This is a genomic window from Bacillus sp. TH22 (assembly GCF_016651015.1).
Classification (GTDB): domain Bacteria; phylum Bacillota; class Bacilli; order Bacillales; family Bacillaceae_G; genus Bacillus_A; species Bacillus_A mycoides.
Genome location: NZ_JAEKER010000002.1, coordinates 123,573 through 146,500 on the forward strand (window position 1 = coordinate 123,573; position 22,928 = coordinate 146,500).

19 protein-coding genes and 6 pseudogenes are annotated in these 22,928 nt (G+C 32.7%); 15 read left to right on the forward strand and 10 right to left on the reverse strand.

The window, feature by feature from the left end; all coding sequences use genetic code 11:
* The first annotated feature begins 145 nt into the window (after positions 1 to 145).
* The 4 genes and pseudogenes from JFU18_RS28285 (at position 146) to JFU18_RS28300 (ending at position 2,162) form a co-directional block, all read left to right on the forward strand.
* Complete coding sequence (locus JFU18_RS28285) at positions 146 to 496, forward strand: zinc-finger domain-containing protein (RefSeq protein WP_033707514.1); 351 nt, start codon at positions 146 to 148, stop codon at positions 494 to 496.
* Positions 497 to 517: 21 nt separating this feature from the next.
* Complete coding sequence (locus JFU18_RS28290) at positions 518 to 1,030, forward strand: helix-turn-helix domain-containing protein (RefSeq protein WP_002187134.1); 513 nt, start codon at positions 518 to 520, stop codon at positions 1,028 to 1,030.
* A gap of 486 nt (positions 1,031 to 1,516) precedes the next feature.
* Positions 1,517 to 1,756, forward strand: a pseudogene (locus tag JFU18_RS28295) (HNH endonuclease); the annotation flags it as partial.
* A 14-nt stretch (positions 1,757 to 1,770) separates the two neighbouring features.
* Positions 1,771 to 2,162: pseudogene (locus JFU18_RS28300) on the forward strand (SMI1/KNR4 family protein).
* 39 nt (positions 2,163 to 2,201) lie between these two features.
* On the opposite strand, the gene JFU18_RS28305 reads toward JFU18_RS28300, so the two are convergent.
* Positions 2,202 to 2,594 (reverse strand): nuclear transport factor 2 family protein, encoded by a 393-nt coding sequence (locus JFU18_RS28305; RefSeq protein ID WP_201035003.1) that lies wholly within the window; start codon positions 2,592 to 2,594, stop codon positions 2,202 to 2,204.
* Positions 2,595 to 3,164: 570 nt separating this feature from the next.
* Here JFU18_RS28305 and JFU18_RS28310 point away from each other — a divergent pair.
* Positions 3,165 to 3,464, forward strand: coding sequence for an ArsR/SmtB family transcription factor (locus tag JFU18_RS28310; RefSeq protein WP_201035002.1), 300 nt, complete (start codon positions 3,165 to 3,167; stop codon positions 3,462 to 3,464).
* A 183-nt stretch (positions 3,465 to 3,647) separates the two neighbouring features.
* Here the strand turns inward: JFU18_RS28310 and JFU18_RS28315 are convergent.
* From JFU18_RS28315 to JFU18_RS30590, 3 genes and pseudogenes are all read right to left on the reverse strand, one after another.
* Positions 3,648 to 4,832 (reverse strand): annotated as a pseudogene (locus tag JFU18_RS28315) (response regulator); the annotation flags it as partial.
* Positions 4,833 to 4,932: 100 nt separating this feature from the next.
* Positions 4,933 to 5,460: a hypothetical protein gene (locus JFU18_RS28320; RefSeq protein WP_201033357.1), complete on the reverse strand. Its 528-nt coding sequence runs from the start codon at positions 5,458 to 5,460 to the stop codon at positions 4,933 to 4,935.
* Positions 5,461 to 5,774: 314 nt separating this feature from the next.
* A pseudogene (locus JFU18_RS30590) lies at positions 5,775 to 6,002 on the reverse strand (nucleoside/nucleotide kinase family protein); the annotation flags it as partial.
* A gap of 397 nt (positions 6,003 to 6,399) precedes the next feature.
* Between JFU18_RS30590 and JFU18_RS28325 the strand changes: the two are divergent.
* From JFU18_RS28325 to JFU18_RS28340, 4 genes are all read left to right on the forward strand, one after another.
* Positions 6,400 to 7,086, forward strand: coding sequence for a response regulator transcription factor (locus JFU18_RS28325; protein WP_201035001.1), 687 nt, complete (start codon positions 6,400 to 6,402; stop codon positions 7,084 to 7,086).
* Positions 7,083 to 8,159, forward strand: coding sequence for a sensor histidine kinase (locus JFU18_RS28330; protein ID WP_201035000.1), 1,077 nt, complete (start codon positions 7,083 to 7,085; stop codon positions 8,157 to 8,159). The genes JFU18_RS28325 and JFU18_RS28330 overlap by 4 nt, the downstream gene beginning before the upstream one ends.
* 284 nt (positions 8,160 to 8,443) lie before the next feature.
* Complete coding sequence (locus JFU18_RS28335) at positions 8,444 to 9,205, forward strand: ABC transporter ATP-binding protein (protein WP_201034999.1); 762 nt, start codon at positions 8,444 to 8,446, stop codon at positions 9,203 to 9,205.
* A gap of 16 nt (positions 9,206 to 9,221) precedes the next feature.
* A complete protein-coding gene (locus JFU18_RS28340; RefSeq protein ID WP_201050428.1) occupies positions 9,222 to 11,051 on the forward strand; it encodes an FtsX-like permease family protein in 1,830 nt (609 codons plus the stop codon).
* Between the two features lie 377 nt (positions 11,052 to 11,428).
* On the opposite strand, the pseudogene JFU18_RS28345 reads toward JFU18_RS28340, so the two are convergent.
* Positions 11,429 to 12,862 (reverse strand): annotated as a pseudogene (locus tag JFU18_RS28345) (IS4 family transposase).
* A 145-nt stretch (positions 12,863 to 13,007) separates the two neighbouring features.
* On the reverse strand, positions 13,008 to 13,529 hold the full coding sequence (locus JFU18_RS28350; protein WP_201034997.1) for a GrpB family protein: 522 nt from the start codon (positions 13,527 to 13,529) through the stop codon (positions 13,008 to 13,010).
* Positions 13,530 to 14,280: 751 nt separating this feature from the next.
* Between JFU18_RS28350 and JFU18_RS28355 the strand changes: the two genes are divergently transcribed.
* From JFU18_RS28355 to JFU18_RS28365, 3 genes are all read left to right on the forward strand, one after another.
* Positions 14,281 to 15,021, forward strand: coding sequence for a 2OG-Fe dioxygenase family protein (locus JFU18_RS28355; protein WP_201034996.1), 741 nt, complete (start codon positions 14,281 to 14,283; stop codon positions 15,019 to 15,021).
* The gene (locus JFU18_RS28360; RefSeq protein ID WP_002144105.1) at positions 15,018 to 15,764 is read left to right on the forward strand and encodes an SDR family NAD(P)-dependent oxidoreductase; all 747 of its coding nucleotides are present in this window, start codon (positions 15,018 to 15,020) and stop codon (positions 15,762 to 15,764) included. The genes JFU18_RS28355 and JFU18_RS28360 overlap by 4 nt, the downstream gene beginning before the upstream one ends.
* A gap of 144 nt (positions 15,765 to 15,908) precedes the next feature.
* Positions 15,909 to 16,796 carry a DMT family transporter gene (locus tag JFU18_RS28365; protein WP_374101407.1) on the forward strand — a complete coding sequence of 296 codons (888 nt, stop codon included), beginning with the start codon at positions 15,909 to 15,911 and terminating at the stop codon, positions 16,794 to 16,796.
* A gap of 286 nt (positions 16,797 to 17,082) precedes the next feature.
* Here the strand turns inward: JFU18_RS28365 and JFU18_RS28370 are convergent, their stop codons facing one another.
* From JFU18_RS28370 to JFU18_RS30060, 3 genes and pseudogenes are all read right to left on the reverse strand, one after another.
* A complete protein-coding gene (locus JFU18_RS28370) occupies positions 17,083 to 18,513 on the reverse strand; it encodes an IS4-like element ISBce2 family transposase (RefSeq protein WP_080019313.1) in 1,431 nt (476 codons plus the stop codon).
* A 320-nt stretch (positions 18,514 to 18,833) separates the two neighbouring features.
* A pseudogene (locus JFU18_RS28375) lies at positions 18,834 to 19,061 on the reverse strand (DinB family protein); the annotation flags it as partial.
* 211 nt (positions 19,062 to 19,272) lie between these two features.
* A complete protein-coding gene (locus JFU18_RS30060; RefSeq protein WP_242486498.1) occupies positions 19,273 to 19,494 on the reverse strand; it encodes a hypothetical protein in 222 nt (73 codons plus the stop codon).
* 361 nt (positions 19,495 to 19,855) lie between these two features.
* Here JFU18_RS30060 and JFU18_RS28380 point away from each other — a divergent pair, with 361 nt between their 5' ends.
* Entirely contained in the window at positions 19,856 to 20,461 is a 606-nt protein-coding gene (locus tag JFU18_RS28380) for a cupin domain-containing protein (RefSeq protein ID WP_201034994.1), read from the forward strand.
* Positions 20,462 to 20,922: 461 nt separating this feature from the next.
* Here the strand turns inward: JFU18_RS28380 and JFU18_RS28385 are convergent, their stop codons facing one another.
* A complete protein-coding gene (locus JFU18_RS28385) occupies positions 20,923 to 21,204 on the reverse strand; it encodes a YolD-like family protein (RefSeq protein WP_002187202.1) in 282 nt (93 codons plus the stop codon).
* Positions 21,205 to 21,517: 313 nt separating this feature from the next.
* Between JFU18_RS28385 and JFU18_RS30595 the strand changes: the two genes are divergently transcribed.
* Positions 21,518 to 21,838 carry a transposase gene (locus JFU18_RS30595; RefSeq protein ID WP_374101406.1) on the forward strand — a complete coding sequence of 107 codons (321 nt, stop codon included), beginning with the start codon at positions 21,518 to 21,520 and terminating at the stop codon, positions 21,836 to 21,838.
* A 23-nt stretch (positions 21,839 to 21,861) separates the two neighbouring features.
* Positions 21,862 to 22,713, forward strand: a complete 852-nt coding sequence (locus JFU18_RS28390; RefSeq protein ID WP_172805416.1) for an IS3 family transposase — start codon at positions 21,862 to 21,864, stop codon at positions 22,711 to 22,713.
* Positions 22,714 to 22,928: the final 215 nt, after the last annotated feature.

Consider the following 22,928-nt stretch of genomic DNA (forward strand, 5'->3'; position numbering starts at 1 on the left):
CATTATTTATTGTGGTATAAAATGAAATGTTTAAATATATACTTTTATCTTAATATTTAACGTTTCTGTTTATATGATATATAATGGAAATGTTTAATTTATTTTTTTGTACATTTCAATCCAGGTGCGGTAGGAGGAGATTTTTTTGACTAATCTTCGTCGGAAAATTTTACATGAAATCTATAATTTAGAAGATACCCATTGTTCAATTTGCCCTCTGAACAACCTATCAGTGAATTGTACAGATGAGCAAGAACAGGCAAAACAAAGAAACTACAAACATTGCAAAGGTTGTCCCATTTTCGATTCCATCCGAGAGAAAGGAGAGAAATTGAATTCTTTATCGAAAAAGAGTACATTTAATAAGGTACGAGAACGTTATATGGAAAATCCATTTAAGTATCTGCAGTATAAGGAGTACTCAATCACAGATGTAGTAAAAGAAACAGGTTTAACAAAGTATCAACTAAGAAAATTTAAACAACAGCTAGAATGAAAGTTTCGGATGAGGTGAGAAATGGACTATTTATCTTTAGAAGAGGTATGCGATAGGGTAGGTTTAACAAAAAATCAATTAGGCTATTTAATTAAGTATAAACACATCGAACCTATCAATCTGGATACCTGGAAAGCAGATGGTGGATATCGTTTTGAGCAAGAAGATGTAAAAAGGTTAGAGGAATTATACAAAGACTCTTTAACATTAAAAGAAGCGGCTGAATTTCTAAATAAATCTAAGACTTACGTTCATAATGCAGCTAAAGATGGGATATTGCCCTTTAAAGAGATTGCTAAAGGGAAATCTACTGAACGATTGTACTTAAAAAACGATCTGGAAATTTTCAAAGAAAGAATTGAAAATAGATCAAAAGAGGAGTCGAAAGAAAAAAAGCAGCATTTAAGTCTATACCTTGATGAAAAGGTAGTAGAAGCAATAAAGAAAAAGGCTGCAAAGAAAGGATATAATGGCTACAAGAAGTTTGCTGAAGACATTTTATCTGCAGAAGTAAAAGAAGACATAGAAGAATAGAAATTCTAGTGAGAATAGACCCCTAAAAACACAAAAACGTTATAAGGGGTCTGTTTTTATTTTCAAGAGACTTTTTAACTATCAGGTATAAATGCATTACCTAAGATGACAATGTTGTTTACAGATGAATTTGAGAGGTCGTTTTTTTGGGTCCGTTCCAAAAAAAATTCATTGTAATTACAAAAAAGGGTTTATATATATAATATAGAAAATAGAGGGAAAGATAACGGATAATTTTAAGAGCGTTTTATTTAAGTTGAAAAAAGTGTAAAGAAAGAAATGAGAGGTAAGGATCCCAGGATTATAAATACAAAGACTTCATTTGGAACTTGGTAGGCCTATGAGAATGCTAGAGAGTTCGGGCAGACATATATCACGGAATACATCAAAAAGCATACAAGCTTTATTTGAAATTTACATAATAAAAAACAGCATATCAAACTATAATAAATTATGAAAAAACAAGAAATATAGTATACATATTTAGATTATAGTAAACTAAAATCTTTTCAAAATTCTAAACTAATAGATTATGAAAAGACTGAATTGGCTTTAAAATTTATGGATGAAGAAATTCAATTATTTAAAATAGGAAAAACTCCAGAGCATTATACATGGCATCATCATCAAGACACTGGAAGGATGCAACTTGTAGATTATCAGACTCATCATGATACTGGTCATACAGGTGGATATAAAATTTGGGGTAAAGATAACGATAAATAGGGAGGTACTTAGTCATGAATCACATTACATGGATTAATGTAAGTGAAAAAAGAGTAACAGTTGGCCAAATAAAACAATTAGAACAATACTTTAATATTAAATTTCCTAATGATTTTATTGAGTGTGTACAAAAATATGATGGTGGATATCCAACGCCAGATACATTTAATATTCCATTCTAGAAACATATAATAATACGAAAGATAGATTACCTGACAAAATATATCCTTTTGCTAGAGATCCATTTGGCAATCTTCTATGCTTCGATTATCGAAACAGCACTGATTCACCAACAATTGTATTTTGGGATCATGAGGAAGAGGTAGTAGAGGAAACAATATATCCTGTTTGCTCTACATTCACAGAGTTACTTGATAATCTACGTGAATTCGAAGACGAAGATTGAGGAAAATAAAAAACGGCCTAGAATTCTAGACCGTTTTTTCTATGATTTACTAATTCTCCAACCTTCGTCGGTTTTCTCTAATCCAATTACGATTACTTTTTTATAATCGTTTTTAGAATCTTTTTTATACACAGCATCAACAGTTACTGTAGCGATTTCGTTTTTCTCTTCAACTTTTCTAATCTTATAGCTTTTAAGATCTTCAGTAACTGATTTCATTAGTTCTGCATTTCCGCCAATAAAACCAACTATTTTCTTTGCTTCTGGAGTGAATAACTCTCCAAAATCTTTTGCATTTCCGTCTTTTGCATCTTCAAAATATGCTGTAGCAACTTCTTTTGGGTCACGATTATCTCCACATGCTGCTAATACTGTAATTGATAAAGTCATTACCGCCATCAACATGATTATTCGCGTTAATTTGTTCTTCATTCAAACCACTCCTTATATATAACGTAATTTTAACTCTTAAAAAGGGCTATATTACTTGTATAAGTATATAATAATTAAAACGGTAAAACTATATATTTTTAGATATTATTTTTATGATATTAAAGGTATTAAAAGTGAAGGGAAGTAGGGGAAATCTACCTATTACTATAATTTTGATTTCAATTATATACACTAGTATAATAATAATGTCAGAGCATGATCTGATGAGTCAGTGTTATAGGGGTATAACAGACACATTCATTTTTAAAATCATAAAATCGGATTCACTTATCTTTACTTTAAAAATGGGTATATTGATGGCACTAGTATTTTTATACTGCATAATTCATTAATTCAAAGCTACAAAGAGATAAAATTTCTTTGTAGCTTTTTTAATTACTAAACACATCCAAAAAACTTCACGACAAACACATATTAACTCCGCACATAGCACAAGTTGAAATTATATAATTAATTTATAGTTAAACGCACAAAGAATTTTAATATAATAATATTAGGAATATACATTAAAAATTCGAATAAAATATAAATTGAATGCGAGGTAGTATTATGAACAAATTTAATAATGATAGTGTAAAAGGTTTAGTTTCTGAAGAAAACGTTGAACTATTAAAAGTTATGGCTCATCCAATACGTCTACAAATTGTTAGTGAATTGGTAAAGAGCAAGAAATTAAATGTAACACAATTAACTAATATTTTGGAAATTCCACAATCAACAGTATCGCAACATTTATCCAAAATGAAAGGGAAAGCACTGAAAGCTGAAAGAAAAGGGTTAGAGATGTACTATCATATTCAAAACTCCAAAGCTGATAAAATCATACAAATACTAGGTCATGCTAATTAAATTAAAAAAATAGGTGGATATATACCCAAACAGGGATTACAATTCACCTATTTTTTATTTTATAAAAACATAAATACGATATAGTATAATTTCTATAATTATAGTCCTTGTTCTAGGTATTAAAGGTTTTAAAGCGTATGTTATAGAATTTAAGTCTTTTAAAAATGAAAGAATGAGCTTACTTTATTCAATAATTCCAATTTCTAGAGCCTTGTGGACAGCTTCTTCCTTGTTACGCACTCCTAACTTTGTGTAAGCTGTTGAAGCATAGTTCCTGACCGTACCATTCGATAAATATAGCCTTGAAGCTATCGTATTGTATCGAAGTCCTTTTGCTACTAACTGCAATATTTCTATCTCTCTAGCTGTTAGCTCATAAGCATTTTCTTTTGATTGTGGTGTCTCGATTTACTCATCAAACTTCTCAAATATTTTGTGAGACATTCCCTGATCAATCAGTGTCCCACCTTTGTGAATAAGTCGAATCGTATTAGCTAGCTCCAATGTTTCAATAGATTTGAGTAAAAAACCATCCGCACCGTTGCGAAGCGATTCCAACGCCTGTTCGGTATCTTGAAAAGTTGTAAAAATCAATACGCGGATATGTGGCCATTGTTGCTTAATCTTTTTGGTTGCTTCGACTCCATCCATGTGCTGCATATCTAAATCCATAAGTATAACATGGGGTTGAAGGCGCCCACACAAATCGATGGCTTGATTGCCATCCTCAGCCAAACCGACTACACTTAAATCTTCATATCTATCGAGTAGTGTCCTCAAACTTTCCCGAACAAATGGCTGATCATCTACAATTAACAAACGAATAAGTCCATCTTTTATTTCAGTTTGTCGCGGTATGGTACATGTAACAAGCATTCCTTCCTCTGGCTTTGTACATACAGACAATTGACCTTGCAAATTCACGGCCCGTTCTTTCATCGCATTCATACCGAAGCCTTCCTGCCATTCTACATTTCCTTTTCCGTTATCTTGAACTTCTAACCTCGTATATTGTTGTTCAAACTGCAATGAAACTATAATTTCAGTCCCCTGACCATGACGTACTGCATTCGTTAGGGACTCTTGTAAGCAACGAATGAATGCGATCTTCGCTTGCCGAGATAGTTGATATTCCTCTCCGAACATCCTAAAACTTACATTTACCTGAGCGTGCTCCTTAAATTCGGCTCCAAGATTTTGTAGAGATTGAATCAAGGAAGGCGATTGACACGGAGAATCCATTTGATGTAGGTAACCTCTCACGTCCTCGATGCTTTTACGTCCCATTTCAAGCAGAGAATCTAGCCTCTGTATACCCATTTCAGTAGCAAGTTCGGTACGCAACGTTTCCTTCCCCATAATAATGGCCTGAATCGTTTCCGTACCCCTGGTTAACATAACCCCACATCATACATTATAAAAAAGCTAGCTTTATGCTGGCTTTTTTATAATGTATGATTCACAAATTTCAATTAGATTTCACAATTGCTGAAGAAGCCTCATCATTCCAAGTTCTAGCCCCATCCCCCAAACTAAAACTAGTCAAATTAATATATCCGCCGTTATTTACAATAGCAAGTGCATGTCCTTGGGCGTTATTATGTTCATAGATAGTTGTATAATCTCCAAAAGAATGTGTAAGTACAGAGGAAACATTATCATTGTTTGAACCACCAAAGTTTGCAATAATAACTGGGTTTCTACTTGCATTTACAGTAAAACTTGAACCTTTCAAATCGTTATCGTAATAAAAAGTAGAATAAATTTGAGCTAAAGGTTGAATCTTGAAGTTTTTAGGAACTGGATGTGCAGTTAAAAAATTTTCAAAATCTGACTTTTCGTCAAAACCAATAGTCGCTTGTTCACCATTAATTCCAGGTGTTACTACCTGGTATGGCTTTGATGGGGACTCCGCATACGCCTGAGGGCTTGAAGTACCAAATAACATTGCACCTGCTAATAAACCTGTGGAAAGTACACCAATTACTCGTTTCACAATTATCACTCCTTAATAAAATTTACTTACAAATTAATCTTACACCTATTCCCATTAATTTGGTATTGATGTGAAATTTTATCAATAAAATAGATTTTATTAGAATAATGAGATATGTGTATTTTGATAGACCTATATAAAAAAACAAGCAAGTAGGGGTCACCATACATCCGTAAACCCAGTGGTACTATTTGGTTTTGCAGTAACTTGCGGACCAGCTCCGGCATCTATTACACCTAATCCTCAGGAATAATTAGCCTGGTACCTTAATGGTTAAATAGTCTTTAAAGAAATAAAAAAACGTATGACTAGTTTAGATAATTAGTATCCCATTGTAACTGATAATATTCAAACCATTCATCGTGCCCTGTATTATACCTCTTAGCTTTCTCAACAATATGATCATCTATATGGATAAGTATTATATTATCTAAGATATTTTTTAGTTGATGTACTAGTGTCGTTTTCCCAGCACCACTTAAACCATCTATCGCAAGAACAAAGGGCCTATCTACATTATGCTTTTTATACTTTTCTTTTATTTGTTGCTTTAAACATTCCCATTTATCCAGTCAATTCATTATCCTTTCTACCTTTTTTAAACTAAGACAACTTAATTTCCCTTTCACCACATATTCTTATGACAAAGTGCTGTAGAAAGCTTAAGAATTCTTAAGAACTTTTTCCCCTTTTTCTTAAGATTTGGATGCTAGTATATGATTATGAATTCAAACCTGTGAGGGGTTAAGTATGAAAATAGTTAACCTTTTTAATTTTATGTATATAATGAACTAGAAATCAGTTGTTGCAGCCCTTCCAAATTCAAGGTTTATTGGAAAAAAATAATTGAAGGAATTAATTTGAAGAAAGTAAGATAGAAATGTTTCCCCTGCTTATGTCTTTAGTTGTTCAATACGAGAAAAAATGTTGAGGAATAATATGGATTCAAAAATTCTTATTGTTGATGATGATAAAGAGATTAGAAATCTTATCTCTGTATATTTGGAAAATGAAGGACTGAAAAATCAAAAGACAGAAGATGCTATGGAAGCTTTACAACTGTTAGAAGAAAAGGAGTTTGATCTTATTATTTTGGATATTATGATGCCGGATATGGATGGTATTGAAGCTTGCATGAAGATTAGGGAAGACCGCAATATGCCTATCATTATGCTATCTGCAAAATCAGAGGATATAGACAAAATTCAGGGTCTAGCCTCTGGTGCCGACGATTATTTATCAAAACCGTTTAACCCATTGGAATTAATCGCTAGGGTAAAATCCCAATTAAGAAGGTTTAAAAAATACAATACGTCAATAGATCATAATAAAAGTATCCTAGAAATTGGTGATTTAGCCGTGAATACAGATATACGTCAAGTATGGGTAAGGGGAAAGGAAACGAGTCTAACTCCAAAAGAGTTTGATATACTCGAACTACTTGCCCGTAACAAAGGGATTGTCCTGAGTGTAGCAAAAATATATGAAGCAGTTTGGAAAGATGCTTTTTATAAATCGGATAATACCGTCATGGTGCATATTACAAAAATAAGAGACAAAATTGAAGAGGATTCTAAACATCCTATTTATATTAAAACTGTTTGGGGAATTGGATATAAAATATGAAGAATGTTAGTTTTAGAAATAAGATCATTATAAAACTTCTTGGTGCTGTTGCAGTTAGTTTTTTTATTTCATTTGGTTTAACAATCCTCATTTTGGCATACGTCATAGATCCATTTTTTGTAAAACGCGAAGAATTTGGTATGTTTGAATTCAATTTGGTATTGTTGTTCTTATTCGCGTTCGCAATCTTTAACTTTATAATAATTTTTTTGATATTGGTTCGAAAGAAAATAGTATATTTGAAGCTCATTTCGGATAATGTAAATGATATTGCAAATGGAAAACTGGGTTTGACAATTGGGATTAAGGGGAAGGACGAATTGACCCAACTTGCTCAAAATATCAACTATATGTCCAAGGAATTGGAAAATACATTTGAACAGGAAAGACGATTAGAACGTACAAAAAATGAACTTATAACCAATGTATCTCATGACTTACGCACACCGTTAACATCTATTATTGGCTATATAGATTTATTAAAAAGAGGGCAATACAACAGTAAAACACAATTACAGGAATACCTTGAAACCACTTATTCAAAGTCACAGAGACTGAAATATTTAATTGATGAGCTGTTTGAATATACTCGTTTATCAGGCATAGATGCTAAGTTAAACTTTAATGAAGTTGATTTATCAGGTTTGTTGGAGCAAATAGTTGGAGAATACATTCCTATATTTGAAAAAGAAAGTTTAATCGTTCAAAAATCAATAACAGAAGAAACAATACCTATTTTCATGGATGTAGAAAAAATGGTACGTGTATATGAAAATCTGTTTATGAATGCGATAAAGTACAGCATGAAACCTTCCGAATTATCCGTATGTCTTGAATTAATAGGTAACAAAGCAATTTTGAAAGTATCAAATAAAGTCGAGAAGCCGCCTGTTAGCGACCCTAATAAATTGTTTGAAAGATTTTTCAGGGGTGATAAGGCAAGAAAAAATGATCAAGGAAATGGACTGGGACTTGCTATCTCAAAAAGAATTGTTGAACTTCATCATGGTAATATACATGCAGAATATAAAGAAGGTTGGATATCCTTTATTGTTGAACATCCAATCAAATAGATTGGCTTATGGAATTACAGGTTCCATAAGCTTTTTTTTATAAAACTTAAGAATTCTTAAGGATTTTACAGGGTGTTTCCTAATTTTCATAGTTTATCATGTATGTATTCAAAGCAATGAGGTGAGTGGAGAAATTAAAAATAAAATTTTCTTTACAGCTTTCAATTGGATACATCGTGACAGCCTTATGGAAAAGGTAGATGCAACATGACTATTTTGTTAGTAGCAAATATGAATAGCAGCTTATTTTAAAGAAATGAAAAAATAAACATAGGAGGATATATATGATAAAACCAGTTGTAGATGTAAAAAACATTCAAAAATTGTACGGTAAAAAAGGTGAGAATCAATCGTACGCGTTAAAAGGTGTATCATTCTCAATTCAAGAGGGGGAGTTTGTCGGTATTATGGGGCCATCTGGTTCTGGTAAAACAACATTATTAAATGTAATTTCAACGTTAGATAAAGCGACAGGCGGCGTTGTGGAAGTTGCAGGAACGGATATTACGAAAATGAAGCAAGGTGAGCTTTCTGATTTCCGTTCGCAAAAATTAGGATTCATTTTCCAAGACTTTAACTTATTAGAGAATTTATCTATTTACGAAAATATTGCACTTCCACTTTCACTTCAAGGTGTCCCATCACGAAATATTGGACAGAAAGTAGAAAAGGTAGCTGATATGTTAGGAATCTCAGCAATCCTTCAAAAGTATCCATCTGAAGTATCTGGTGGACAAAAGCAGCGTTCAGCAGCAGCACGTGCGTTAGTGCATGAGCCAGCAATTATTTTAGGGGACGAGCCAACAGGAGCGCTTGATTCTAAAAATGCAGCAAGTTTACTGGATGCGATAACAAACTTAAATAAAGAACAAGGTGTATCCATTATGATGGTTACGCATGATCCATATAGTGCAAGTTACTGTCAGCGTATTTTATTCATTCAAGATGGTGAGTTATATAAAGAAATTCATCGTGGTGGTACCCGTGAAGAATTCTATAAAGAAATTTTAGACGTGCTTGCAAACTTAGGCACACAAAAAGCGTAAGGAAGGAAGTTCAATCATGTTATTTAAGCTTTCCATGTCAGGCCTAAAAAGTAAGTTGCGAGATTATATTGTTTTACTTGTTGGTCTTATTGTCTCTATTTCGACTTTTTATATGTTTCAAACGCTAGCATCCAATAAAACGTTCCTTGAATCTAACTCTTCTATTAGGGATATTGTGTCTGTATTTAAAATTGGTTCCTTTTTGTTAGCGGTTATCACATTTTTCTATATTTTATATGCAAACTCTTTCTTATCAGCTCTTCGCCAAAAAGAATTTGGTATGTATATGATGTTAGGAGCAAAAAAGCATAAAGTTACCTTACTTATGTTTATCGAAACAATCATATTAGGTGCCACATCTCTTTTGATTGGAATTACAATTGGTGTAGGACTTGCAGAAGGTATCGGTCAGTTATTAATGAAACAACTCGAGTTTACTGGTGAAGGTTATAAAGCATTTTATCTGCCATCTATCACTATTACTTGCGTCTTCTTCTTTGCACTATTTATAGTATCAGCAATTATGAATAGTATTAAATTATCGCGTATTTCTGTACTGCAACTTGTACATGCAGATGCACAAACAGAACGTGTCGCCGTAAAAGGAAAAATGACAGTTGTAGTTGCATTCCTTGGTATTCTTTTATTAGGTATTGGTTATGCATCACTGATTTATATTTCTCATGCAAATTCGCTAATTGTTTTGGGATTAATGGCCGTTGGATTAATCACAGCAACCGTTGGTACTTACCTTATATTTGGATCACTTCTCCCAGTTATGATAAACAAGTTAAAGAGTAATAAAAAACGTAGTGAAAAAGGCCTCAATGCTTTTACTTTTGCACAATTAAATTTCCGCATTAATGGTCTAACAAATGTGCTTGCAACGGTAGCAATCTTAGTGGCTCTTGGTGCTGGTGGAATTGCTTGTGGTATGGCATTTAAAAGCAACATCCTAAAAATGACAGATCAAATGCGAATTTACGATTCAGTCATTCATAATCCAACAGCGGAAGAAAAGAAAATTTTGGGTGGTATCTTATTTCAAGAAAAACTTGAATATCATTACAAAGTTGATGATAGGTATGTTTATTATCTTAAAGAAGATTTAGAAAAAAATCGCCCTTTCTTGCAAGGTATGAAAATAGAAAAAGTTTCAGAAGGATTACCCATTGGTGCATTTTCAATAAAATGGGTTAAAGGAGAGACCGACACAAAACAATGGATCCAGGCTTTCAGAACGATCCAGCCAAATTATTTATATCCTGATTATGAAATGAAAATTGTAAATCAAACCATATACGATGGGTTGAAGGGTAAAGAAAGTACTGTGTTTATGGGGAAAACAGATGATTTTGGATCATACATAAAAGAATGGAAAAAACTTGATGAATTACAGATATCAAAATATAAAAATGTGAAAGCGGAAGAATTGGATAGTAAGTATCAAGCGTATATTGTGAGTCATGATTTTGCCAGCGGACTAATGTTTATGGGTTTTTTCGTTGGAGTTGCATTTTTAGCAATGATGGCAAGCTGCTTAATGTTTAAAATTCTATCCGGTGCATCCAAAGATAGTACACGTTATCAAATGCTTCGTAAAATCGGTGTTCGCCGGGAGTTATTAATACAATCGATTTATAAGGAGTTATTCTTTATATTTTTAGTCCCAGCAATTGTGGGTATTGTTCATGTATTAGTTGGTATGAACATGTTCAGCGTTCTTTTGGCTGATCCGTACTTTCGTATTTGGCTACCAATTATTATTTTCGTAGTGATTTACTCGATTTACTATTTGATTACAGTTCAATTGTATAAAGGAATTGTACTTCCGAAAGAAAATTAATCTAATGATATTATTTATACGAAATATCAACATAATCTGACCCCATTTATTAATCATTCTGAATGGGTTTGGAAATAATATATGGACTAGCACTACGATCCATAAACAAATGGTTCTAGTGTAAAAACTCTAAAATTATATGGTTTACCCTAAGAGCGGACTATTTCAATAGTCTGTTCTTTTGCGTTCGTAAAGACATGTGTAAGTAGGTTTACGCAAGGATCTTCACTAGAAGGGGGGCATTATACATGCCCATCAAGCAAAGGTTAGGTATTTCATGAACTTCCGTTCTTGTTGCCTACATCCTTGATATTTTGTTTATTTGTTTCTAAAAATACGCATTCCAAATAAACCTTGATAAGGTGTATTTTTAAAGGTTATGCAGTTTTCTGCTTTAGATTGGATATAGTGCACTGATAAACAACACCTAAAATATCAAAGACTGTCTTTTTCTCATATCGATGGGATTTCCGTCCGTTTTTCTGTAAGAGGTCAAACAGACGAAGAAAAATTTTTGATACTTCTTGGGTGTCTTGTTGTATAGCTTCATATACTAAGTACAGATGATCTTGAATCATATAAATTGCTTTATATTCACTTAATTCTTTTTGTTTTTTCTGTAGTAACAGCTGTCGCATTTTGAACATAGTGGAAGAACAAAGAAAAATAGCGATTAACTGTCCATAAAGATGACATTCTAGACGCTCTCGCTTAATATTGTGACAATGATTGATACCAAAAAGAGATTTCCATGTTTTAAATACAATCTCTATTTGCCAACGTAGAGAGTAAATCTCGTGAGCATGTTCCATCGGAACAATTTCCCATGGGATGTTGGTAATATAAACATTGATTTCTGTTAAACGTTTACTTTTTTCAGAGTAAGTAACCCCTTTTTTCTTTTCAACATAAGTTTGCTGTTTCCTACGTTTATGAACTTGAGTTGATGTGAGTCTGTATATTACAACTCGTGAGGGTAATTTTTGTTGTCCAACATAGGCATTTCGAATTTCATAAGTATCTCCTGGTTTTATCTGATGCATGATATGTTCAAGGTCAAGTAAAGCATATAAAGATTGCTTTTTTACTGTCCCATCCCGAAAGAATTCTGGAGATTCATTTTTCACATATACTCTATTATTTAATTTCAACCGTGAAACATAGAACACCCCTCGTTGATCCATCTGGTCTAAATCTTTTAGAGAAAAGTATCCTAAATCTCGAATACATAAATCTCCTGGTCGTAAGGTATCCAAACATTCTGTACCAAAGGTTTTATCATTATTTTTACCTGGTTCCATTTGAAAATTGAGGAATTTTCCACTATGTAAATCATACTCTAGCTGAATCTTAATACCAGCTGTTTGTGCACATCCTCCTGAACCAGGATAAATAGGAGCCAAATGATTGGGTACTTGAAAAATAGTAGCATCTAAAATACGTATACGCTGAAAATAAGAAATGTATTGGTTTGAGATTTGAGAAGAATCGTTCAGTTGGCTTTTAATTAAAAGGGAAAATACACGCTGTAGAAATAAAACAGCGCATCGGTTAAAACGTTGATTAAGTCCTTTTGGACTTATAAGTGTAGCTGTATTTGCATAAAGCTGACTACATAATCGAGTAAGAGAATCGCTTGCTACCTATTGAATAATCCAGATACATAAAGCAGCCAAATCTCGTGCGCCATACTTACTTTTACGTTTTACAAAACCTGTCTCTTGTGCAAGTTGTTGAAGAATATGAGGAGATAAATATCGCTGTAGTTCTTCAGCGAACAAATGAAACTCATCCTGAATCGATAGATTCATACAAAAACGCCATCCTTTCTGTATATTTCTACAAAAAGAATAACGTCTTTTTTACTTAATGGATAGTGTAAAACTTTATCTTTATGGTGATGCGACGGTACCTCATATAGTCGTTTGATAACTTTATATATTTACATGATATTCGTTAGCGGAGGTTAATTTCATTTTTAGCTTTGTGAATAATATCTGTTATAAATGGCGCTTTTTCATTTGTGTATGCGACTCTATCATGATGATGTTTTTCAGCTAATTTTTGTTTTAATTGATAATACTGTTGGAGTGTATCAGGATGGTTTTTTAGATAATCTCTAAATAAGATATTACTGTTCCATTCTTCACTCCCTAGTTCATAAACGTGCAAATGATGTGTTCCCGCTCTCCATAATCCCTTTCTAAAAACCCTTCTGTTTGGAAACTCTTTATGAAATACATATTCATATGCAATCTTTTTTAAAGGTTCAATAAACTCATCTACTTCTTTTAAATTATGAACTCCAATCATAATATCTAATATTGGTTTAGCTCCTAATCCTTCAACAGATGTACTTCTAATATGTTCAATTGTAATAGCTTTATCTCCCATTGTACCTATTAGAAGCCTTTGTTCTTCTTTAAATTGTAGTGCCCAATCCGGTGTATACTCCTCAATAACAACTGGTCTTTCCATATTCCTAATCCCCCTTATGTATTTTGCGCTTGAACATAATATCAAATTTAGATTACATGGAAATATATTTAAGGGTGATAACACTACATACAACTGAATATTAAATTAGCAAAAGATTGTTGAAAAAAGAAGATAAAAAGAGAAGGCATTCGAAATAAGGGTTCAATGTTTTGCTAATAGATTAGCGCTGGACTAGGATGAAGGTGGTCATGCATAGCGTTCCATTTAGCAGTGGTGGTTCTTTGTATTTTATAATTAAGAAATAACGATATGAATATTTGCATTTGATTTAACACTTAGTTTTTTTAATAATAAAAATATGGAGATGAAACATTCTATTAATAAAAGGTAATATTTTCCCTTTTTTAAAAATCAATTCTCGTCTTTATATACATATATTTATACAGATGGATTAATAGACGTTATTTGAAAAAAATTCATTTGAATGATACATCTTACATTTTGGAGGGACAAGCAAAAATGGGGAATAAAGAGAAAAAGCCTAGCGAGTCAGAATAGAAAACTAATTAAAATAAAATTTCATACAATTCGAAAAAATTTTGCAAAAATTCTCTAATATGGTTTATACTGTAATAGGAGTGATTAATAACCAAATAGTTAATGGATAGTTAATGTTGTGTATTAATTTAACAAGTTATATTTAAGGTTATTAAACATATTACTCCTCAACCCATGCTTCATTCTGAATATACAGTGGGGAAAATATAATTTGAAAGTTTGAGGTGCTCTTATGCTAACAACAGTTTCTAATAAGACAAGCAGTTTTGACGTAGAACAAAATGTACATGAATTCGAATCAAATGGATACATTCAAATCTCTAATGATATTTTTTTACAAGATCAAGAAGATCAGGCATTACTAACGAAAGCACAGTTAGACTACTACAGCTTACAAAACGACGCATATGGCGAATGTCGCGCTAGAGCCTATTCAAGATATATAAAATACGCTGGTGCTTCAGATTATGTTCTAGATACAGACAATGGATATTTCCAATCTGAAGAATATAATTATGACGATGGTGGGAAAATTAGAAATTTCAACAGTATAACAGATGAATTTTTACATAATTCATTAATTGAGAAAATTATTCGCTTTGATAGTGAATTTGCATTTAATACAAACATACTTGATACAAGTAAGGATATAATTATAGGTTTACATCAAGTAAGATATAAGGCAACGAGAGAAAACCCTTCTTTTAGCTCTCCAATTTGGCTACATAAGGATGATGAGCCGATTGTCTTTTTACATCTCATGAATTTAAGTAATACAGCTCTTGGCGGAGACAATCTAATTGCAAACAGCCCTAGGGAAATTAACAAGTTTATAAGTTTGGAGGATCCCCTAGAAACTTTAGTATTTGGACAAAAGGTATTCCACGCTGTAACACCACTAGGAACAGAGTGTAATACAGAAGCCGTACGTGACATTTTATTAGTAACGTTTTCTTATAAGGAGCCAAAATGATAAAAAATAAAACTATTATGATTTCAGGCGCCAACAGTGGTATAGGAAATGCTTGCATTGAATATTTTTTAGAAAAATCATTCAATGTAATAGCTCTTGATATTAATACAAATAAATTAGTAGACTATACAAAAACACATACGTCTTTTAAGTTAGTACAAATAGATTTAAGTAACAGCAATGAGATTAATAATCTTTTTATACAATTGGATACAGATACCCTTTGTCCCGACATACTTATAAACGCCGCTGGTATCAGGGAAATAACACCTGTATTAGAACTTTCTGATGATCTATTTAAAAAAGTAATAGATGTTAATTTAGTAGCACCCTTTATTCTTTCAAGGGAAGCTGCTAAGCGTTGGTACAAGTCTAAAACAAAAGGTTGCATAGTAAATATAGCATCTGTTTCAGGATTAATGGCTGAACCTGAAAGAGCAGCTTATGTTGCATCAAAACATGCTCTAATTGGACTTACTAAACAGATGGCTATGGAATTTGGTAAGCAGAACATACGAGTGAACAGTATTTCTCCCGGTGTCATTAGGACAGAGCTTACAGAAGAATATTTTAGTGATGAGCGTTTGGTATCCCTTATAAAAAGCAATCAATCCTTAGATACGTGGGGACTACCGCAGGATATTGTTTCGTGTATTGAATATTTAATTTCTGATCAGGCTCGCTTTGTTACAGGTTCCAACTTTGTCATAGATGGTGGTTGGACAGCTGGGAAGAATTTATAATTAAGTGTTTTTTGTAGATAAATTAAAAGCACCTGCCCTTTATAGAAGGACGGTGCTTTTCTTACTAAAAATTAGATATTTAACGGGGGGATTAAATTGATTCAACAAAATTCTATTGAGAGAAAATCATTACCGGCTTTGAAGATGATAATATCAATGGTTATTTTCGGTTCAGTCGGCTTTTTTTCCGTACAAACAAATTTACCTTCATTTGAGTTGGTATTTGTACGATGCATTTTTGCTACAATATTTTTAAGTCTATGCTGGCTAATTACTGGACAGTACAAACATGATAAATGGGAACGAAAAGAAGTTATTCAAGTCTTGATATGTGGATTTTTCCTTGTATTTAATTGGGTATTTTTATTTAAAGCGTTTGAAAATATGTCAGTCACAGTTGCAATATCAGTCTATCACCTTGCTCCAATAATTGTACTTATCATTGGAAGTATTGTTTTTAAAGAAAAATTAACAGTATTATCTGTTATCTCTATCATTATCTGCTTTGTAGGAGCGTTATTAATCGCTGGCATAAACAAAAACTTCTCTTTCGACTCGTTAATGTCTTCTGGCATGGTTTGGGGACTTCTCGCAGCTCTGTTTTATGCATTTACAACTTTATTTGGGAAAGGTATTAAGAACATGAGTGCTTATGCAATGACTTTTTTGCAAACATTTTTAGGGATTTTTCTTCTAATACCCTTTATAGATTTTGATGCATTCCATGAACTGACTCAAAGTAATTGGACGTATATTATAGCAACCGGCCTTATCCATACAGGATTGGTATACTACTTATTCTTTGATAGCTTACGTGATTTATCAACAAAATTAATCTCGATATTAGTTTTTTTAGATCCAGCTGTAGCAATTTTATTGGACACGGTACTTACAGGATTCCGACCAACTTTAATGCAAGTATCAGGGATTACTCTAATTTTTGTTGGTATGGCTCTAACTTTCAAAAAATCTAAAAATAAGACCCAAAAATTAAAAAAACAAACTATAGAAGACGACGCTCGTGTATTGTAAAACAATCAAATCATAAAAAAACACTTGCTACATAATTGGGGTAGCAGGACATGTCCATCAATCTAGTGAAAAGAAACACCCCAAAACAGTAAAAATTCACGAAATTCTTGTTTTGGGGGCATCATGAAAACTTAGCTTGATTGTCATGTGGTGCCACCCCACATCCATCAACATAACGTATATTTTTATACAAAATGCGGTCTTTCCACGTAGTTTTTTATTATCTGTTATAGATGTTATAAAAGTAGGCACATCAAATAAACCCTGACGGGTTTCAAATTTTTCGCTATGCTACCTGATGGGCAGAAGTGGTATACTCATACACAACACCTAAAATATCAAAGACTGTTTTTTTCTCATATCTGTGAGATTTTCGTCCGTTTCGCTGTAGGAGGTTAAACAGACGAAGGAGAATCTTTGATAATTCTTGGGTGTTTTTATGTAGTGCTTGATGAAAAAGTAAGAAATAATCTTTAATTATGTACATCGCTTTATATTCACTTAGTTCTTTCTGTTTCTTACGTAACAGGAGTTCTCTCATTTTAAACATAGTAGAAGAACATAATAGGATACTAATGAGTTGTCCATAAAGGTGGCATTCTAATCGCTCTTGTTTAATAGATTTACAACGATGAATTCGAAACCAAGATTTCCATATTTTAAATAACAGCTCAATTTGCCAACGCAGTGAATATAAATCATAGATTTTCTCTTTCGGTACCCATTCCGTAGGAATGTTTGTCATATATACCGTAATTCCTTGTAAAAGTTTCGTACGCTCTGTATATGTAATCCCTTTTTTCTTTTCACGAATAGCTCGATCATGTAGACGTTTCTGTTTTTGCTCCTCTGTACATCTATAAACCACAATGCGAGTGGGTAGTTTGTCTTTGCTCCCTACATATACATCATGTAATTCATACACTTGGCCAGGTTGTAATTGGTTCATGATGTCTTCCAAATGAATTTGTATATATACCGGTCTCAATTGAGCAGGTTTTGTTTTAAATACCACTGTTTCGAATTCTTTTCTATATATTTTAGTTGGTAATTTAAGACGCGATAAATAATACCCTTCCTTATCTTGGATCGATTTAAAGTCTTGTAAACGAAAATACCCTAAGTCACGAATATATAGTTCATTCTTTTGTGTCATGTCCATTCGAGTCGCCCCATATGCCTGATCACTCCGTTTTCCTGGTTCAATTTTCACATCAGAAAACTCTCCACTCAACAAGTCATACTCTAATTGAATTTTCACACCAGCTGTATGACTACAGCCTCCGGCACCAGGATAAGTAGCTGCGAATCGATCTGGAACTTGAAAGGTTGTAGAATCAAGGATGCGAATCCGCTCAAAGTAAGCAGAAAGAGAATGAGAAATTGTAGATGATCCTCCAATTTTAGCTTGTAGAAGTGTAGTAAATACATTTCGAAAGAAGGCTACAGAAGCCGAGTTAAATCGTCGATTAAGTCCCTCAGGACTTAATAAAATTCCTGTTGAAGTTTCTAATTGACTACAAAGTTGAGTAAGAGAGGTTGTAGCGATTTGTTGATTTAACCATACACACAAAGATAAAAAATGGTGCCCATGGCACTTACGTTTTCGTTTCATTCCACCTGCTTCTATAGCTAATTGATTAAGTGTAGCGGGAGACATATATCGATATAACTCTTCGGCAAATAAAGACAGCTCTTGTTTTTGATGCATATTCATAAAAAGCACGTCACCCTTTCTCATTAACATAAGAGAATAGTAACGTGCTTTTAAGTTTAAGAATAGTCTAAATCCTTAAGTTGATGGATGTGTGGTGCTACCCCTACCAGGAGTAACGTTAGGGAAATGCGGATTTACAGCGTTAAGAAAACTGTAGCAAAAAAATCGATTCCTTTACGTAAAGGAGCCGATTTTTTTAATTTGGTTTATTAAGCTAATGCCCCCGTTAGTTTAATTAAAGGACATTTATTATAGAAAACAGATAAATATTTTATTGGATTCTCATATGAACCATCATTAATTTACAAGTACTATTTGCCCTAACTCTGATACCAATATAAAGCTAGGTCATTCATTGTTGAAGCGTGCCCCTGTTGTCTTAGCATGGCTGTTATGTTACCTCGATGATAGGTACCATGGTTAGCAACATGAAATAAAATTTCTGAGTATGCAGTCTCTCTAGCACCTGACCAAGGATTATTCAAATTAATTTTTTGTTCTAAATCTTTTTGGCTATTCATCCATTCTTCATACTGTGAAGCTAGTTTTCAGTGTTATCAGCCGTGATGAGAAATACCATGTTGAGCATTTAACAAAGCTCTTGATCAGTTATGGTTCTGATTCTTACAATGGTCTGAATTAGATTACAAAACGGAGTAATTGGAAAATAGGCGCGAATGGAGAGTGTAGCTATAATCAAAAAGTGAGGGGGGTGGGGGGGTCTGTACAGTTTAAAAGCAATTAAAAACAAGAGGATGGTTAATAAATTGGAATTGTTGTAAAAATAGTAGGATATATACTTTGAGGTGTATATTCTATAGAGGGATGATATTGTATGGTTTCATAATAAGGTATAGCTGGATGTTGATAGTATGGCATATGCTGCATTGCATGATATACTGCATGCATTGTTGCTTGAGCTCCATGGGTTGTATAGACTCCGCCTATTGCCCTGTTTTTAATACAGTAAGGATTTATCATAATAATTCACCTCAGTTAATAATTAAATAAACATTTATACTATATGTCTAAAAACTAAACGGGGTCACGTCAGGATTATGCAGATTTATAACGATATTGAGATAAACCTAGTCATATCAAGCATTATCAATAGAGTATACTCTATTAATAATATAGCAAGTTGTTTATTTTAAAGGCTTTAGAAGCTCTAAAATGGATTTATCAAAATTAAATTGTTGAATTTAATTTTGATAAATCCATAATTGTTTCCGTACCCCTTTTAGGCTAAAAAGCCTTCTTTACAAAAGTTACCTTTAATCTAAGTACATTCACTTAACCAGTGCATAGGATAATTTTATAAAATCGTGAAGGGTTGAGAAAAATGTACTATATTCCTTTTATGTATCCATATCCTTATTATGTTAATGTACCTATGTATAACTATGGAAGACCGTCTGTTTACTGGACTTTGCCCAATGAGATAGAGTATGCAAACAGATTTGATTCTTTTAGTTTTTCCGATGGTGCTGGAAGTATTTCGTTAACAGATTATGGATCAGAACCATTTGTGGTTAATATAAATGAAGCAACAAAACAAAACAATACGTATCGTACTGCTTTATGGACAGGTAAACATTTACAAGTCACCTTAATGAGTATCAATGTTGGCGAAGATATCGGTTTGGAAATACATCCCAATGTTGATCAATTTTTACGTATTGAACAAGGTCAGGGGATTGTTCAAATGGGCAAGAGTAAAGATAATTTAGACTTTAAAAGAAATGCCTATGATGATTTTGCAATAATGATACCTGCCGGAACATGGCATAATGTAACTAATACAGGTAATATTCCATTAAAACTTTACTCGATATATGCTCCTCCAAATCATCCATTTGGTACCGTTCATGTTACTAAAACAGATGCATTAGCTATGGAAGAAAGTTATAGTTATAGTCATAGCAATAAGAATACAGTTAGTTATTAATCAAGCTTTATTATAAAATCTATAACTGTATTTTAAAGAGCAATGAAATAAACATATGTACTGTGAATAAAAAAAGAATGCACATTTTAATCTGTGTGCATTCTTTTTTTATGAATATATACCCAAAGACTTTGCAAGAAAATCTAATAAAGTTGTATTTCCAAAAGTAATGATATTATTTTTTCGCAATTACATCGAAATTCAATCTCTACTTCTTCTGACGGCTTCTTATACTTTATAAAAATCAAAGTATGTCACCTACTTCTGTAAATTGTAGGCGCCGGAAGAACGACATGTCTTGATATAAATTAAAAGTTTCATTGTATAAAGGTTATTTTTGTTATCTCATATTTTAAATAATTCCGCAATAAATGCAATACAAATGAACAATTGAAGTATCAAATTTTTAAAACCGTTTGGAATAAACATTATTTAAAGTACATAAGTAGTGCCTTAGTTGTTCATTTTACATCAATAATATCTATAAACTTCAGTATGAGTCTATTGTAAAATGCATCTGTACATACTACAGCACTATTTAACGGATCAATATCAACAACAGTCATATAGCTAGTGAGTAAATAATCGTCTTCATAATATGTAATTAGTATTTCTTCTTCAGATAATAAGGAACATAATAGCATGTTCTCGATCAGTTCTTTTTCTTCAGTGGTTAAGATCGGCCAAGTTACTTTATTTTTCTCTTTGATGATTTCACGAATAACAGCACACTGTTCAGGCATTACTGCGAATGGTTATCAAGACCTAAATTGTAAAAATCATAAAGAATAAAGGTTACTACATATTATATATGACTAATATGTAGCAACCTTTTACTTCTTGTTCAACAATCATTACCATTTTGTTGAATCAATAAACGTATTGAACTAAAAATCAATGTCTGAGGATTTATCTGTATTTTTTATGCATTTATAAAAATTCCATGCATGTTTTATTATAAACAGACCGGGTTTGATATTATCCCCTTTAAGTAGACAGTGTAAAAAGACCATGTACATACATGGATGTTACACTATTACTTGGAGGGGATTTTTCATGACTAAAAAAGGTTCAACATTTATTACATATTCAGAAGAATTAAAGTTAGCGGCTGTTCAAAGTTATTTAAACGGAGAAGGAAGTTATAATATGATAAAAGAAAAATATCAGATTAGAAGCTCTACACAACTAAAAAATTGGGTGGGAAAATATAAAGAATCTGGTGAAATTACAGATACTCGTGGAAAAAATGGTGGAATGAAAGGTATATCAAATCCTCTAAAAGGCAAACGCGTTCATTTTAAGACGATTGAAGAGGAACGTGACTACTATAAGGCACAGGTTGAATATTTAAAAAAGCAGTATCCGAATCTGTAAATGGAGGTGCACTAAAATATACGGTGAGATATCATATCATTGAATCATTAAAGGGGAAATATCCAGTTATATGGCTTACGAAATTTGCGGGTGTACATCGTTCAAGTTACTATAAGTGGATTCATACAAAAAGTATGAAAAACATACGACTAGAATCCGAGAAACGATTAAAAAAAGTAATACAATCTATTCACGTAAGGCACAAGGAATATGGTTATCCACGTATGAAAATCGCTTTACAGGAAGAGGGATACTTTATAAATCACAAAAAAGTATATCGCTTAATGAGCGAGCTCAACATTCAATCTATTATTCGAAAGAAGCGTCGCTTCTTTAAAGGGAACTATTCCAATGTTTTTCCGAATGTTTTAAACCGTGAATTCAAAGATCGCCAACAAAATGAAGCGCTTGTTACAGATATTACTTACCTACGATTCCAAGAGGGATTTCGGTATCTTTCTGTTGTACAAGATATTTATAATAACGAAGTTGTTTCTTGGAAAATATCCAAGCGCAACGATAATGAACTTGTATTAGATACAATTGAAATGTTGGCACAAAAAAGAGATGTGCGTGGAACCATTCTCCATTCAGATCAGGGATTCCAGTACACATCTCACGCCTACAACAAACGACTTTTAGGTTTAGGTATCATTGGCAGCCACTCTCGCAAAGGAAACTGCCATGATAATGCCTGTATTGAGTCATTTTTCTCCCATTTTAAATCGGAAATGTTGTATTTGAATCATTTTAAAACAGAAGCAGATTTAATACAAGCAATTGAAGAGTATATTTATTTTTATAACTATAAACGGTTCCAAAAACGACTCAACCACCGAGCTCCGATAGAATATCGAATCTCGATGGCTGCTTAGTCTTTTTAATATTGTCTACTTGACAGGGATAAGACCAAGTATAGGCTTTTTTATTTAAATAATTTGAGGTTTATGTCACTGCACAGTGATAGGAGGGGAGATTAACTTACACCATGCAAATAGTAGTTAAATTCAGATTTAACTACTACATTATCACTACAGAAATTGATTAAACCTAAAACATGTATCAATTCTAAAATAAATAGTTACGTTAT